The organism is Pseudomonas sp. BGA-UO-ETr-WB11 (assembly GCF_059567785.1).
The window spans coordinates 169,510-183,257 of the sequence record NZ_JCAQOS010000003.1 but is presented as its reverse complement, the minus strand read 5'-3'; the positions used below and the strand labels follow the sequence as shown (position 1 = coordinate 183,257).

Annotated in this window: 17 protein-coding genes; 1 reads left to right on the top strand and 16 read right to left on the bottom strand. The window is 62.1% G+C overall.

The window, feature by feature from the left end:
- Positions 1-4: 4 nt before the first annotated feature.
- The 16 genes from AC56DI_RS02350 to AC56DI_RS02275 form a co-directional block, all read right to left on the bottom strand.
- Positions 5-403: a pilus assembly protein MshP gene (locus AC56DI_RS02350; protein WP_496344770.1), complete on the bottom strand. Its 399-nt coding sequence runs from the start codon at positions 401-403 to the stop codon at positions 5-7.
- Entirely contained in the window at positions 384-1,262 is an 879-nt protein-coding gene (locus AC56DI_RS02345; RefSeq protein ID WP_496344769.1) for a PulJ/GspJ family protein, read from the bottom strand. Before AC56DI_RS02345 ends, AC56DI_RS02350 begins: the two co-directional genes overlap by 20 nt.
- Positions 1,262-1,720: a type IV pilus modification PilV family protein gene (locus tag AC56DI_RS02340; RefSeq protein ID WP_496344768.1), complete on the bottom strand. Its 459-nt coding sequence runs from the start codon at positions 1,718-1,720 to the stop codon at positions 1,262-1,264. Before AC56DI_RS02340 ends, AC56DI_RS02345 begins: the two co-directional genes overlap by 1 nt.
- Positions 1,717-2,166, bottom strand: a complete 450-nt coding sequence (locus AC56DI_RS02335) for a prepilin-type N-terminal cleavage/methylation domain-containing protein (RefSeq protein WP_496344767.1) — start codon at positions 2,164-2,166, stop codon at positions 1,717-1,719. The genes AC56DI_RS02340 and AC56DI_RS02335 overlap by 4 nt, the downstream gene beginning before the upstream one ends.
- Before the next feature lie 9 nt (positions 2,167-2,175).
- Positions 2,176-2,616, bottom strand: coding sequence for a pilin (locus AC56DI_RS02330; protein ID WP_496344766.1), 441 nt, complete (start codon positions 2,614-2,616; stop codon positions 2,176-2,178).
- Positions 2,617-2,642: 26 nt separating this feature from the next.
- Positions 2,643-3,170 carry a type II secretion system protein gene (locus tag AC56DI_RS02325; RefSeq protein WP_496344765.1) on the bottom strand — a complete coding sequence of 176 codons (528 nt, stop codon included), beginning with the start codon at positions 3,168-3,170 and terminating at the stop codon, positions 2,643-2,645.
- 12 nt (positions 3,171-3,182) lie between these two features.
- Positions 3,183-3,710 (bottom strand): hypothetical protein, encoded by a 528-nt coding sequence (locus AC56DI_RS02320; RefSeq protein ID WP_496344764.1) that lies wholly within the window; start codon positions 3,708-3,710, stop codon positions 3,183-3,185.
- A complete protein-coding gene (locus AC56DI_RS02315; protein WP_496344763.1) occupies positions 3,710-4,939 on the bottom strand; it encodes a type II secretion system F family protein in 1,230 nt (409 codons plus the stop codon). The genes AC56DI_RS02320 and AC56DI_RS02315 overlap by 1 nt, the downstream gene beginning before the upstream one ends.
- Positions 4,940-5,027: 88 nt before the next feature.
- On the bottom strand, positions 5,028-6,749 hold the full coding sequence (locus tag AC56DI_RS02310; protein ID WP_324520282.1) for a GspE/PulE family protein: 1,722 nt from the start codon (positions 6,747-6,749) through the stop codon (positions 5,028-5,030).
- On the bottom strand, positions 6,746-8,113 hold the full coding sequence (locus AC56DI_RS02305; RefSeq protein WP_496344762.1) for a tetratricopeptide repeat protein: 1,368 nt from the start codon (positions 8,111-8,113) through the stop codon (positions 6,746-6,748). Before AC56DI_RS02305 ends, AC56DI_RS02310 begins: the two co-directional genes overlap by 4 nt.
- Positions 8,110-9,039: an ExeA family protein gene (locus tag AC56DI_RS02300; protein WP_496344761.1), complete on the bottom strand. Its 930-nt coding sequence runs from the start codon at positions 9,037-9,039 to the stop codon at positions 8,110-8,112. Before AC56DI_RS02300 ends, AC56DI_RS02305 begins: the two co-directional genes overlap by 4 nt.
- A gap of 3 nt (positions 9,040-9,042) precedes the next feature.
- Entirely contained in the window at positions 9,043-10,644 is a 1,602-nt protein-coding gene (mshL, locus tag AC56DI_RS02295; protein WP_496344760.1) for a pilus (MSHA type) biogenesis protein MshL, read from the bottom strand.
- Positions 10,645-10,648: 4 nt separating this feature from the next.
- Entirely contained in the window at positions 10,649-10,966 is a 318-nt protein-coding gene (locus AC56DI_RS02290; RefSeq protein ID WP_496344759.1) for a type II secretion system protein N, read from the bottom strand.
- Entirely contained in the window at positions 10,959-11,636 is a 678-nt protein-coding gene (locus tag AC56DI_RS02285) for a type II secretion system protein M (RefSeq protein WP_496344758.1), read from the bottom strand. Before AC56DI_RS02285 ends, AC56DI_RS02290 begins: the two co-directional genes overlap by 8 nt.
- Positions 11,629-12,237 (bottom strand): PilN domain-containing protein, encoded by a 609-nt coding sequence (locus AC56DI_RS02280; RefSeq protein ID WP_496344757.1) that lies wholly within the window; start codon positions 12,235-12,237, stop codon positions 11,629-11,631. Before AC56DI_RS02280 ends, AC56DI_RS02285 begins: the two co-directional genes overlap by 8 nt.
- Positions 12,237-13,151 carry an MSHA biogenesis protein MshI gene (locus AC56DI_RS02275; protein ID WP_496344756.1) on the bottom strand — a complete coding sequence of 305 codons (915 nt, stop codon included), beginning with the start codon at positions 13,149-13,151 and terminating at the stop codon, positions 12,237-12,239. The genes AC56DI_RS02280 and AC56DI_RS02275 overlap by 1 nt, the downstream gene beginning before the upstream one ends.
- 109 nt (positions 13,152-13,260) lie before the next feature.
- On the opposite strand from AC56DI_RS02275, the gene trmL reads away from it, so the two are divergent.
- Positions 13,261-13,722, top strand: coding sequence for a tRNA (uridine(34)/cytosine(34)/5-carboxymethylaminomethyluridine(34)-2'-O)-methyltransferase TrmL (gene trmL / locus AC56DI_RS02270; protein ID WP_496344755.1), 462 nt, complete (start codon positions 13,261-13,263; stop codon positions 13,720-13,722).
- The last annotated feature ends 26 nt before the right edge of the window (positions 13,723-13,748 follow it).

Here is a 13,748-nt window from a genome sequence, read left to right as displayed (position 1 = left end):
AAGGCTATCTCTCCACCACTGCGGTCAGTTGCCGATAGGCGTAATCGGGGTTGCCCGTAGTGCCGTACTGAGCAGCGGCAGTGATGGTATAGAACGTCACCAGGTCGTTTTCTTCAGGCACTGAGATGGAAGTTTGCGCCACGCACGTCACGCCGACAGCAAAACCATCCAGGCTAAAGCTGCTACAGCCCCCGCCAGCCAGCACCCGCGCAACCCCGTACTCCAATCCCGCACGCGCCGCTTGATAGGCCCGAGCCTGCTGGATTGCCATGCTATTGGTAGCGTTTTGAGTTTCGGCCAGGCGGGCCATGGCGGTAATCACCGCCGTAATGATGATGATCACGAACATCGCCGCGACCAGGCCAAAGCCGTGCTGTCTCGATTTAGGGCGCATTGTCGACATGGACCTGTTGCAGCAGGGTAATGGTTTCGCCGTCTTGGGTCAGCGTCAGGCGCAAGGCAACCAGACCACCCCGACTGCTGGTGCCCGGATCGTAACTGAAAGAGCAACCGCTGACGGCATCGACCACCAGCGACTCACTAGCGCTAGAACCATTTAGATTTTCTGAGACGCCACGCCAGAGCTTGCCACTGCTATCACAGCGATAACTCAGCGCCTCCTTGACCAGATAAAAACGGTGCTGCGGTGAGGCATATTTGAAGCGAAAGTTTTGCAGGTTGGCGCTTAGCGTAGTGGTCGTCCAGGTGAAGCTTTTCGGCGATATCACCGACGGCGATGCAACACTGCCCAGCTCGCTGACATCGGTGTTATAGATAATCAGCCAGTGCGGGGTGGCGTTTGCCGTGATCGGACTGAGAATGTCGATGCTGCAACTGGGCCCGAGCTGAGTGCATTGCGGCGGGTCCAGACGCGGGCCCGAACCATTCGGTTGATTGGCGCGGTATCGGCCAGCGGCGGCAATCGGCAACATATTCAGCGTGGTACCGGTAACCGTCAGCGAGTTGGGCACCGCCAGGCGGATATCGCGGGCCATGCGGTTAAGCGCCATGCTGGCTTTATCCACCAATTCGGCGCGGCGGCTCTGGTCGACCAAGCTTTGCAGCGGGTTCGACATCACCGTACTGATCAGCACCGCAACCAGACCCGCAATGGCGATAACCATCACCAATTCGACCAGGGTAAAGCCGCGCTGGCAGACGACAGCTCTTGGCAAAGCAGGAACGACCGTAGCCCGGATCCCATCCGGGGAATGTGCCTCCCCGGATGGGATCCGGGCTACGGTCTTGGCTGGACGCGTCATCAGTAGCTGGTCCGATAACCGTCAAGCACCAGCGGCTGACCCGTGGAATCAGTGACAGTGACCTGAATATGTCGAGCAGCAACGCCAGGAGCGGGGCCAAGAGCCTGCGCAGATACTGCCACTTGCACCTGGTAGCTACTCAGCACATCGATGGCGTCACCACGCGCGTCATGGGGCGCCTCGTCAAGGCCGTGATAATCGCCAACATCATCAAAACAACTTCGCCCGCAATCGGCCAGACCATCTGGATCACTAAACGCCTGCAGAGTGATTTCCTCCATATACGCCTCGGCAATTGCCAGGCTCTGCTGGCGCAGCATGGGGTCGGCTGAGCGGCCATTGATCGCGGCCATGGCCGAGAACAGCGCAGCAGCGGCAATGCCAAGAATGACGATAGTCATGACCAGCTCGACCAATGTCATGCCGTGCTGAGCCTGAGGGTGAGCAGGCCGGGTCATGGCGTGGTCTCGATAAAACCAGTCGCCAGATTAACCGTGAGGGTAAAAGTACCGCTGGCAAATTTGGCCGAGTTCTCGGCACCTGAAGCGGCGGCGGCGCCAAGGGAGTCGAAGGTCACATTCAGCGCTGAAGAAACGCTGACATTGTGTGAGTTACCAGCGGCGTATGCGCCCCCGGAAGGATTCGCCACAGCACTGTTGGCGGCAATCCCGCCACAGGCAGCAGCATACGACAGCGCGTAACCAGAATTACTGACCTGAGCCTTAATTGAACAGCCGCTGGCCACGGCCAGCTTCTGCGCGTAACGCACCGCACTCAGGCTTTCCTCGAAAAACAGGCGATCATCGAATACCTGTCGATCGAAGAAACGCGGCCCCACCACGGCGGCGAGAATGCCGATGATCACGATCACCATCAGCAACTCGATCAGCGTGAAGCCGCGCATATGCCTCAATTACGGAGCGCAAGACGATGGAGGAGTGCCAGTCGCACCAGTGATAGCAGTGATTACCGCTGCGTCGCCCGCAGCAGCGCCTGTATAAGTGAAGCTACAAGCACCCAACTTGATGGTTCCTGCTGTTGTAGTGTCGAAGTCATTGCTCAACTGTGCCGCCGTCAAGATCGACGCCTGAGTGGCATAACCATTTACTAAGGCAATTGCCGTGCCTTCTAGGGTCACAGTACCTGTAGCACCTGTCTGATTACCGGCAATAGCAGCAGAGTGCACGATGGCATTGGCAGAACGAACGGAGCCCAACGCACCGTTAATTGTCGAATAGCGAGCCTGGCCGCTGAAATCCGCAAACTTCGGCAACGCAAACGCCGCCAAAATCCCCAGAATCACGATAACCATGATCAGCTCGATCAGGGTGAAGCCACCTTGTTGTCTTTTCATTTTCACTACTTCCAGGTTGGTTTTGCTTAGTTAAAGGTACGTGTTACGACGCCGGTACTGGTGTCGTAAACGATGCTGTCGTCGCCGCCGTCGCGCTGGTAGGTGTAGGTACAGCTGTTGGTCGGTGCTGCGGTGGCGATGTAATCCGGGTCGCTGCCAGTCAGGGTGGGGGCGGTGCCTTGCAGCACACCGCGCCAGATGTTCTGGCATTCAGCCGCGCTGGGCGTGGCTACGGCTGGCGGGTTGCCGGCGCCGTCGGTGCCCATGGGCCAGAAGTTGGCATTGACGTCGACCGTGCCGTCGCCAAAGCCGGCCACGTTGATATAGCAGTTGTTGCTGGCGCAGCCGTTCAGGCCACCGCCACGGTTAACTTCGACCTGGGCACGCACCAGCGCTACCGCCGCCGCCAAGCCACCGGCGGCGCCATTCAGGGCGGAGCGGTGCGCATCGCGAGTGGCGCTCATAAAGCGCGGCAACGCCACGGCGGCGAGGATGCCGAGGATGGCAATCACCACCACCAGCTCGATCAGGGTGAAACCTTTGCTGCGTTGCATCCGTGTTTCTCCTTACCGGTAAGCCTGGGCCAATGCTGCAACTTGTGCGGCTGGCACGCGGTCAAGCTCCATGCTGATAAAGCGTCCTGTTGATTGTGGTTCAGCGGACGGCAAATTGGGAACTGCCCGCAGCTGAAAAACCTGTAGTTGCCCGTCCATTCCTTGCCCTGCGTCAGTAAAACGGCTGCGGTGCAGCAGCCAACCCTGTGCGGGCAGGTAGTACCAGCAACCGCGCCTGGGCTGCTCGCCCTCGCTCAACTCGCCGCAATAATCCTCGCTCGGCCAACTGAGCAACTCGAACGGATTGCGTCGCAGCCAACTGGCCTCCAGCATCTGCCCACGGGCCATGTGCTCGACCGCCAGGGCACTGAGGCTGGCGGCGATGTTCTCCCGCGTGGCACTCACCGCCCGCGCCTCGCTGACGCGCAATATCTTGGCCGTCAGCAGCCACAGCACCACCAGCAACAGCACCCCACTCACCGCCCAAACCAGCCAGCGCAGCTGCTGCACATCACGGGCGCTGGCGTACTCCGCGCGCATCAGCGGCCCTTGGCTGCCGAGGCCAGTTCCCACATCGGCAGGAACACGCCAAGGGCGAGAATCAGCACCATCACACCCATGGCCACGATCAGGATGGGCTCGATGGCATCGGCCAGCTGCTTAAGGTCGTAGTCCACTTCTTGCTCGTAAAAATCAGCCACTTCGACGAACAGGTCGTCCAGGGCGCCGGTCTCTTCGCCGACCGCCATCATCTGCAGCACCAGCGGGGTAAACAGGCCGCTGGCCGAAGCAGAACGGGTCAGGGCTTCGCCGCGTTCGACGCTCTCGCGCATGCCGAGAATGGCCTGGCCAATGTACTTGTTGCCGACACTGGCGCTGTTGATCGACAGGGTTTGCAGCAACGGCACGCCGGCTTTGTACATCATGGCGAAGGTGCGGGTGAAACGGGCCAGGGCGATGCGCTCAAAGATGCCGCCGACAATCGGCAGGCGCAGCTTGAGTTGGTCCCACTTCAGGGCGCCGGCCTCGGTCTCGATCCATTTGAAAAAGGCATACAGGCTGCCGCCCAGCAGCAAGGCCAGCAGCCACCAGTAGTCCTGAAAGAACTGCGAGGTGGCGATCAGAATTCGAGTCGGCAGCGGCAGTTGCGCCTGGAACTGGGCAAACACTTTGCTGAAGGCCGGGATCACGAACAGGTTGATCACCGTCAACGCCACCGCCATGGCACTGAGCACGAACAGCGGGTAGCGGGTGGCTTGCTTGATGCGCTTGCGGGTTTCGCGCTCCAGCTCCAGGTAGCTGGCCAGCTGGCGAAAGGCCTGATCCAGCTGGCCGGTGTTCTCGCCGACGCTGATCATGCTGACAAACAGGGTGCCGAAGACTTTCGGGTGGGCATTGAGGGCCACGGCCATGCTCACGCCGCCCTCCAGGTCACTGCGGACCTTTTGCAGCACCTCACGGAAATACAGGTTGCGATTGGACTCGCCGAGGCCGGCGATGGCGCGAATGATCGGCACCCCGGCCTTGGCCAGGCTGTACATCTGCCGGCAGAAGATGATCAGCTCGTCGAGATCAACATGCTTGCGGCGCAGGAACTCGCCAATGCTGGCGAACACGTCGGCATCGACCGCGTTCTGCGCCTCGATGGTCAGCGGTGTAATGCTCTGACCCAGCAGCTCACTGGCCACCGCCTCGGCGCTGTTGCCGTCGACAATCCCGGCCACCTTGGCGCCCTCGGCGTTGCGGCCGCTGTAACGGAACGTCGCCATCAGCCGCGCCCTCCGACCAAGCCGTAGCCCGGATGCAATCCGGGGCAGTGCCGGTCCCGGATTGCATCCGGGCTACGGGCATTGATCATCACGCCAACACCTCATCGGTCAAAGTGGCGCAAACCTTCAGCACTTCCTCGACGCTGGTGACGCCGGCCAGGGCATAGTCCAGGGCACAGGCCGCCAGCGGGCGGTAATGGGGATTGGCCTTGGCCGCTTCGGCAAAGCCTTGCGGGTCGCTGCGGCGCAGCGCGGCAATCATCGGCTCGTCCATTTCCAGCAACTCGTAGACACCGACCCGACCGGCGTAGCCGCTGTTATGACACTGGTGGCAACCCGTGCCGCGCTTGAAGCGGCGCCCGGCCAGTGCGCCGCCGTAGAGGTTCTCCAGCCAAACCAGCTCACGCGGTTCGGCCTCGTGTTCTTCCATGCAGTTTTCGCACACCCGCCGGACCAGACGCTGGGCCAGCACAGCATTCAGAGCCGTGGCCACCAGAAACGGCTCGGCGCCCATGTCGATCAAGCGCATGGCCGAGGTCAGGGCGTCGTTGGTGTGCAGGGTGGACAGCACCAAGTGACCGGTAAGTGCGGCGCGCAGGCCGATTTCGGCGGTTTCCTGATCGCGCATCTCGCCGACCAGAACGATGTCCGGGTCCTGACGCAAGGCGGCGCGCAAAACGCGGCCGAAGGTCAGGTCGATCTTGGTGTTGACCTGCACTTGATTGACCCGTGGCAGGCGGTATTCCACCGGGTCTTCCACGGTGATGATTTTCTTCTCCGGGCTGTTCAGCTCGGACAGCCCCGCATACAGGGTGGTGGTTTTACCCGAGCCCGTGGGGCCGGTCACCAGCACCATGCCAAACGGCCGTTGCAGCAGACGCCGGAAGCGCACCAGCAAGTCAGTCGGCATGCCCGTGCCTTCGAGCTGGAACACACCGCCGCTCTGGTCGAGCAAACGCATCACCACCGACTCGCCGAACTGCACGGGCATGGTCGAAACCCGCACATCGATGTTGCGACCCTTGACCCGGATATTGAAGCGACCGTCCTGGGGCAGGCGCTTCTCGGAGATATCCAGGCCGGACATGATCTTCAGGCGCATCACCAGCGCCGAGGCAATGCGATGCTCCTTCATCACCTGCTCGCTGAGCACGCCGTCGATCCGCTGGCGAATTCGCACCAGGCCCTCATCGGGCTCGATGTGAATGTCTGACGCCTGCATCTGCACGGCTTCTTCAAACAGGGTTTGCAGCAGGCGCACCACCGGCGCCTCGCTGTTGTTATCGGCGCCCAGCTTGGACAGGTCGAAATCGCTTTCCTGCAGGTCGCCTTCCAGCTCGCCGGCAATCGAGGCGATCTCGCTGGTGCGCCGGTACACCGTGTCCAGGGTGGCCAGCAGCTCGGCCTCGCGCACCACGGCCGGGTGCACGCGGGTCTTGAGCAGGCGCTCCATTTCATCGAGGGCGAACAGGTCCAGCGGGTCGGACATGCCGACCAGCAGCCCACCGGCCTCGCGGGTCAGGATGATGGCGCGAAAACGCCGGGCCATGGCTTCTGGCAGGCTCTGCACAAGAACGTTGTCGAACTTGAAGTGGCGCAGTTCGACAAACGGAATCTTCATCTGCTCGGACAACGCCGTGAGCAGCCGCACCTCGGCGACAAAGCCGAGATCGATCACCGCGCGGCCGAGCTTCGAGCCGCTGCGCTTTTGCTCCTGCAGGGCCAGTTGCAGCTGCGCGTCGGTCAGTAGACCGGCCTGAATCAGCAGGTCGCCGAGGCGCAGCTTGCGCTGGCGAAGGTCATCGCTCATGAGGGCTCCTTCAACGCGCCAGCTCGCTCGCTGGCAAACCGCCGCGAGCTTTCGTCCAAGCCTTGGCCTTGCAGGGCCAGGCGATAATGTTTAACGGCTGCAGCCGGCTGCTCCAGTTGCTCCAGGGCAATGGCCAGGCCCAACTGCCAGGTGGCTTGGGCGGGACGCAGGGCGACCAGCTGACGATACACCGCCGCGCTCTGCGCCCATTGCCGGGTCTGCTGATAACTGGCCGCCAGCAAGGCGTGATAGCCCGGCTCACTGCTCAAGGCCGGTGCATGTTGACTAAGGGTGGCCACAGCAGCGGCCATGGCACCGCTCTGTAACTGGGCGCGGGCCAATAGCATGCGCAACTCGGCATCCTGCGGATGTTGGCGCAGCTGCGTCGGCAACCAAGCGAGCAACTGGGCCGACTGGCCGGCACCTTGATAGGCCTGGGCCAACCAGCGCACCACCTCAAGGTCACGGCTTTGGCTGGCATGCAGGGCTTCCAGCTCGCGAATGGCGCGCGGGTAATCCTGCTCCAGCAAGTGCTGATGGGCCTGACTACGCGGATTGACCTGATGGCTGCTGATGCGCACCTGCGGCGGCCCGCTGGGCTGCTCCACGGCGGGTTGTTTAGCAATAGGGGCCGGCGCGGCGGTGGGTGAGCGGGGTTTGTCGGCCGGCACCGGACGACTGGCCCAGTCCGGCATTGGCGCCTCGACCTCGACTGGCGCGGCCGTCGCCGGGGCAAAAGCCTCAGTGGCAGGCTCAACCACCTCGGCAGCAGCGGCCTGCAGCGGCACTTCCAGCCACAACAGCCAACGGTCGCCGGCCGGCTCCAGGCGATCACTCAACTGCAGCTGCTCGCCGAGACCGACCAGCAGGATCTGCACACCATCGCCCTTGGCCTCGACGCGCCAAGACAAGCTGCGCCCAGCGTTTTGCACGCGGCCTTGATAAGGCTCGGCGCCCATCCGCACGCCCGGCAAGAACAGGCTGACAGCGCCGCTCTCTTCGCTGCGCTGGTAGGCCACGGAGCTGTCCAGCAGTACCTGCAGCAGCAGGCGTCGCCCGTCATTCTGCGGCAACACTTCGAGCACCCGCGGCGCCGGCGCAACAACCGGCGCGCTGACCACGGGCTCAGGGGCAAACAACGACGGCGGTTCGCCATTTACCACCCGACCGATCATCAAGCCGACCATCACTCCGATCAGGATCACCGCACCCAGCCAGATCAACCCGCGGCGCAAGCGTTCAATCCGCTCACGGCGCGCCGCCCCGGCTTCATCCACCGCTTGCAAGCTGTCGCGCAGCGGCCATTCGCCCGGTGCTGCCCGGCGCGCTTCGAGGTCGCGCAGCATGTCGTTGACCAAACTCATGACCACAGCTCCCGCAACGGCGCCAACCATGGCCAGGCACCCAGCACCAGCAAGGCCAGCGCGCTGGCGGCCAAGCCCCAGCGCAGCCAGGACGGCACTATTTGCAGCAACGAAGGCGCGCCGTCGGTATCGGCCAAGGCACGGCGCACTTGCGCCACACCCACCTGCCGGCGCCCTTCGCCATAAGTGGCCATCAATGCTTTGTTGCCGAGAATATTCAGCAGCCGCGGAATACCGCCACTGCCACGCACTAAAAGGCGCACGGCCGCCGGGCTGAACAAGGGGTCACCACGATAACCGGCCACACTCAGGCGCTCTTGCAGGTAGCGTCCGGTGTCGGTGACATCCAGCGGCCGCAGGCGATAGGCAAAGGTGATGCGCTGGCGCAGCTGGCGAAATTCATGGCGCGCCAGAGTGGCATCTAGCTCAGGCTGGCCAAACAGCACCACTTGCAGCAGCTTGTGCTGCTCGGTTTCCAGATTGGTCAGCAGGCGCAGGGCCTCAAGGGTTTTATCCGGTAGGGCCTGGGCCTCGTCGATCAGCAATACGGTGCTTTTGCCCTGCGCCGCCAGCTCAATCAGGCGGTGATGCAGGGCATCCAGCAAGCTCATGGCATCGTGGCTTTCGATATCCTCGATGCGCAGTTCGCGAGCCAGGGCCTGGCGCAAATCCAGCGGCGACAGGCACGGATTGGGCAGGTAGGCCAGTTGGTAGCGCTCGGTGTCCAACAGGTTGAGCAGCGCCCGGCACAGCAGGGTTTTGCCGGTACCAACCTCGCCGGTCACCTTGATAAAGCCCTCGCCTTCGCCCAACGCCACCCGCAACAGGTTCAGGCAGGCCTGATAAGGCGCCAGCTGAACCAGAAACTCGGTGTTGGGGGTCAGCGCGAAAGGCTTTTCACGCAGCCCGAAGTAGGCCTGATACATGGGTTATCTCAGCTCTTTGAAGGCCGCGGCGCTCTTCTGGATTTCGTTGATCCAGGTGTCGTCGGCTACCACTTGCGGGCGCATAAGAATCACCAGCTCGCTCTTCTTCAGGCTCTTGCGCTGCTGCTGGAACAGCCAGCCGACGAAGGGCAAGTCCGAGAGCCAGGGCACATTGGCATCAAGGTTTTCGTTGTCGTTCTGCAACAAGCCACCGATTACCACCACCTGACCACTGCGGGCGCGGACGATAGAGTCCGATTGCCGCGAGGTGGTACGGGCGGTCGGCAGGTTGAGGGTACCGAAGGTGTCGCCCAGGTTGATCTGGGTATCGTCCTCGGTGACCTTGCTCACCGACGGCCGCACATGCAGGGTGACCTGGCCCTGGCTATCGATCTGCGGCGTGACATCAAGGGAAATACCGGAGAAGAACGGTGTCAGGGTGATGTCGGGCGTCGAGTTGCCATCGCCGTTGGTGCTGGTGGTGGTGCTGGAGGAGACGTCGGTGACGAAGTACTCGTCAGTGCCGACCTTGATCACCGCCTTTTGATTGTTCAGGGTGGAAATCCGCGGGGTGGACAGCACGCGCACTTCGCCCTGGGTTTCCAACAACTCCAGCACGCCCTCGAAGTCGCCGACATTCAGTGCAGCACTGAATACGCCACCGATGGTCTGCGGACCGGACAAAGCATCGCCTTTGACACGAATACCGCCATCACTCCCCGTGCCACTCCAGTTCACCCCAGCCTGAAATTTATCATTGAGGTTAACTTCAAGAATCTTGGTTTCCAGGATCACCTGGCGTTGCAGGTTGATATGCGCCTGCTTGAGAAAACCCTCGACACTTTGCTGGTCGGCACTGGACGCACGCACCACCATCAGCCCGGCCTGAGGGTTGATCACCACGCTGTTGGCCTCCTCGTTGCCGACGATCATGCTGACCACACTGTTGAGCTCCTTCCAGAAATCCACATTGCTGGTGGTGATCAACTGGGTCGATGGCCGAGTGGTCGACGAGGTGCTGTTGCTGGTGGTGCCGTTGTTGCTGTCAGTGTTGTCGCTGGTGGTCACCTGCCCGGAACTGACCTCGGTGTCAGTGATGCCCTGGCGCTGCAGGTTGAGGTAATTGATGTCATAGGTGCGGGTGATCGCCTGATTGGGCAGGATCTGATAGCCGTAGCTGGTGCGGGCGAAGTCATAGCCGTAGCTGTCGCGCACCGCGGCGAGCACTTCTTCGAGGGTGACGTTGCGCAGACTGAAGGTGATGTTGCCGGTCACCTCGGGATGCACCACCAGGTTCTGCCCGGCGCCATCCATCAGGCTGAGGAAGAAGTCCCGCGCCGGCATGTCTTTGACCGCCACATCCAGCCGGGCGCCACGCCGTGGCTGAGCCTCCAGCAGCGGCGGAGCCATCAGCGCGGCCTGCACCGCAGCCGGCGGCGCCACTTTGGCGCGACTTTGCGCCAGGCTTTCATCCAACAGGCGATTGCTCTGGTCGTAGAGCTGCTGATCGCCATCGGTAAAGGTCTGGCACGAGGCCAGCAGGCTCAGCGAGCCGAGCAGTGCCAGGCGGGTCAGGGTGAGACGCAGCGGAGGAATGGACTGCATGGCGTTATCGACTCAATTTCATGATGGGTTCGACCAGGCGCAGGACTTCCTGCTGACCTTGCCGCTCAAGAACGACGGAGTGAGCATAAATAGCCCGCAAACGGGCGCCGCCGAGGTCGTCACCGACCTTGACCTGCTGACCACTGATGACTGCATGGGCCTGGCCATTGCTGCGCATGATTGCCTGCAGCACCAGGGCTGGCTGGGCGCTATCCGTGCGCGCTTCCGAGCGCAGGTCAGCGGGCGCCTGAGTAGGATCGAGGGCCGCGTGGGCGCCCGCGCTGCAGGCCAGCAACAAAACCAGATAAACAGACTTAAACACCGATCCACCCCGCTTCACGGCTAAGGGTATAGAGCACCAGGGTGATGGTGGCTGGTGCGCCGGCTTCCTTGCCAACCTGATAATCGAGGCTATCCCAATGCAGGCGCCAGCCGCTGGCCTGAATCGCCTGCAGGTAGCTGAGCAGATCGAAATAACCGCCTTCCAGGCTGAGTTTGAGGCCGTGCTTGTAGAGGGTCAGGGGGGCTTCAGCGGCAGTGGCCGGGTTGCCTGCTGCTGCCGCAGTGGCGACTGCCGGTAGCTGTAACGGCTCGCTAAAGCTCTGCAGGCTGAGCAAACGCAGGTTCGCCTGGGTGCGCAGTAACTCTTCCAGCACGCCGCGCATTTTCGCGGCGGGCATCAGCCCGGCGGTGTCGCGGTCGATCTCGCCAATCAGTTGTTCGCCGCCTGCCTGGGCCGCCAGCAACGCCGTGCGATAGGGCAGATTGGGATCAGCCGCCAACTGCGCCTGCAAATCGGCCAGACCCACTTGCGCCGCCTGCTGGCGGGCCTCGGCACTGCGTAACAATGCCTGCTGTTGAGCGCCGCGCTGAGTCAGCGGGTCGCCCAGCAGCAACATATACAGCATGCCCACCAGCGCCACGGCACCGGCATAGCTCAGCCACTGCTCGCGCGGCGCCAGCAGCAACCAGCGTTGCAACAGATTATTCATGCTCCGGGCCCTCATCCTTCAGGCGCGACGCCAGGCGAAAACTCAGCACGCCGGTCTCATTGCGCTGCAACTCAAAATCGGCAAAGGCACGACCGCTAAATACCGGGCTGACGCCGAGGCTTTGCAGGTACAGCGGCAGTAACTCCTGATCCTGACTGAAGCCCTGCAAGCTCATCTGATTGCCACCCTCGGCCAGGCGAATGCGACTGAGCCACAAACCGCTGGGCGGATGACGCTCGGACAACGCGGCCAGTGGCGCAACAAAGCCGCTGCGCTGCTGGGCGCCAAGCCGCTGCAAATGGCTCACCAGGCGCTGCAATTGCTGATTGGCAGCCTCCTGTTTGGCCAACTGCAGCGGCAAGCCAGGGTCCAGTTGCGGCGCGCGAAAGCTGGTCTTGGCGCGCTCGAATTCTTCCTCAAGCTGCTGGGCACGCACCTGGGCTGCATCGGCTTTCGCGGTGTGCTCACGCAACTGCCAGGCCTGCCAGCCGCCGTGCACAAGCATCAGAGTAAACAGTGCAATCCAGCCCAGGGTCATCTGCCGCGGGCGGGGGCCGTCACGGCGTTTGTGCTCGACTTGGTAGAGGTTGATATTTTGCATCAGGCCTCCTGGCGCAGCGCTGCGCCGACGGCGGCCAGGCAGTAGGCCTGCTGCTGCTGATCCAGCTCGGCGGCGGCCTGACCGACAAACAGCTCGCGCAGGTCGAGGGCTTGCAGGTTAACCGCCAGCCCTGCCGTCAGCGCCGCCAACATCGCAGCACCGTCGCGCTTCATCGGCAGCAGCAACAAACGGTTGATATAGCCCTTGCCCAACTGGCTTTCGAAGTAATCCAGCGAGCGCTGGATTTCCAGGGTTACCCCAGCGAAGCCCTCATCGACCCGATCCAGGCCCTGCTCAATCCGCCGTGCCATGTAAAGATCGGCACCCTGCTGGATGCATATCAGCCCTTCACTGGAGCGCAGGCGCAACAAACCCAGGTTGAGACCCTCAGCACCGGCCTGCAGGCCAAGATTGCGAAAGGCCATCTCGGTGATATCGATACTCTGCAGGCGCAGGCCTGCGTGTTTGAGCAGTGCTCTCCAGGCCGCCACGTGGGACTTGGCCAGTACCGCGCAATAGGCCATGCGCGAACGGCCACGGTAAGCGTCTTCAGGCAGGGCGAAGGCATCGACCACCACCTGATCCAGCGGTTCGCTGATCAATTCCTTGATGCGCCAACGCAGCGCATCACGCAGCTCGTCAGCCGGCACTTCTGGGCAATCAAGCAGAAGCATCTGGTAGAGCGCCGGGTGCAGCACGAAGTTGACCGGCATACCCGCCAGCCCCAACTCTGCCACCAGGCTCTTGAGCAACTCGGGGTGTTGCTCCGGCGCGCCCGGGCGAAACAGGCAGTTGCGCAGCTGCACCGGCTGGCCGGGATTGCGCTGCACATGGGCCAGGGCGATGCCTTCCGGGCCGATTTCGATACCCAGTAAGCCGCCTGCTACCTGCTTGTTGTTTTTCAACCACGCCAACAAGGTCGTTCCCTCAAGCTGTTGCGCCAGGCGCAATCTCCACGATGGCCAAGGATTCACCAGCGGCACGCTGTAGAATGAATTTTTCGACTCGACCTTGAGCCCAATCATGTTCCATGTAGTGCTGTTTCAGCCGGAAATCCCACCCAATACCGGCAACATCATTCGCCTGTGCGCCAACAGCGGCTGCCAGCTGCACCTGATCGAGCCACTGGGCTTCGAGCTAGACGACAAACGCCTGCGGCGGGCTGGTTTGGACTATCACGAATACGCAACATTGAAACGACATCAAACACTTAGCGACTGTATAGCAGAAATCGCTGGAGGTCGGATATTCGCCTTTACCACTAAAGGCAGCCACACCTACGCCAACGTCGAGTTCCAGCCCGGCGATATCTTCCTGTTTGGCCCGGAAAGCCGTGGCCTGCCGGCGGAAATTATCGACAGCCTGCCTGCCGAACAGCGCCTGCGTCTGCCCATGCAGGCCGGCTGCCGCAGCCTCAACCTGTCTAACACCGTAGCCATCGCCGTATATGAAGCCTGGCGCCAGCAGGGTTTCGCCCTGACCTAAAGCAACCGCCCATAAAAAAAGCGCCC